The 1,170-nt window shown below is 46.3% G+C and carries 1 protein-coding gene; it reads right to left on the bottom strand.

What is annotated here, in order from left to right; translation table 11 throughout:
* Nucleotides 1–28 precede the first annotated feature (28 nt).
* Complete coding sequence (locus ACGF49_RS24550) at nt 29–1,138, bottom strand: ISAs1 family transposase (protein WP_046973751.1); 1,110 nt, start codon at nt 1,136–1,138, stop codon at nt 29–31.
* Between the last annotated feature and the right edge of the window lie 32 nt (nt 1,139–1,170).

The raw sequence follows: 1,170 nt of genomic DNA on the forward strand, positions 1-1,170 counted from the left end.
CAGGGCACGAGCATACTTTGACTGCTATTCATCCAAAGAAAACTCTTGCCCGATAATCATCGCACCAACCCGCTTTTTTAAGCTTGTTCCTTTGGCTCGGTGCCCCGCAATCGCATTGTTTGACCAGATTCAGGACGATACGACGGAATAAGGCCAGATTCTCAACTGCACCCTCCAGAACAATTCGTGAATCATCTTCTTTAAAGACCACATCAAGAATATAGTGCTGGGTATTTTCAATCCGCCAATGCTGGCGAATATAATATCCCAGTGATTTATGCTTGGGCGAAAGGGAACTCACATAATAAGACGTGTCCACCGTTCCTTTGCCATTTTGTGTCCGGTGACGTTCTACGGCGATAATGCTACGAATGGTCGGCCATTTCTCGATTAATTCTGCCGTAAATTGGGGCTTTAACTGAAACACATAACGCTCTTCACGCCGGCCATGGGCTTCTTGCTTAACTTCCGTGATAATTTTTTCTTTACCGGCATCAAACACCGCCTGAAATTGCGATTGGACGGCTTCCCACAGATGGGGTTGATTTTTTTTCACCTGAACCACGACATGGGCTTTCTTTTCGCTGATTTTTTCCAGCGTTTGGCGCTGACAATGCAAAGCATCCAGCGTGACGATGCTGCCTTTCAGGTCAAGGATATCCAACATCTGCCGCACGATACTGATTTCCCCGTTTTTCGTGGCAGTGGCTTTCTGGCTCAGGACTAATCCTTGTTCCGTATCATATGCCGTGACCAGTTGGACGGCGTTTTGCTTTTCATTACGGTAGGCGCGTCGCAGAACTTTTCCATCGAAGGCAATGACCGGTTTCCCTGCCTGTTCACGTTGTTCATTGATCCAGTTGAGCAAAGCCTCCAACAGCGAATCAAGTTCAATAGCGCGCACAATTCTGGCAACCGTGTGTCGGCATGGTATTCCACTGAGAAAGGGGCGATATTTTTTCAGCCACGTAATTTTGGCCCGACCATAAGTTTCAATATCTTGCCAACCTTCAGCGCCAGCGAGAATGGCGCTGATGACAAGAAAAATAACATCAATCAGCTCGTATTGACGATTGATGTCAGAACGAGTTTCTTTCACAACGGTTAAATGTTCAATCAGGGTCTGGTTCGGATTCATGGGCGAGTATTAAAAAGAAAAATAAGGAGAAT

It is taken from the genome of Photorhabdus sp. RM96S (genome assembly GCF_042879335.1).
GTDB lineage: Bacteria > Pseudomonadota > Gammaproteobacteria > Enterobacterales > Enterobacteriaceae > Photorhabdus > Photorhabdus kayaii.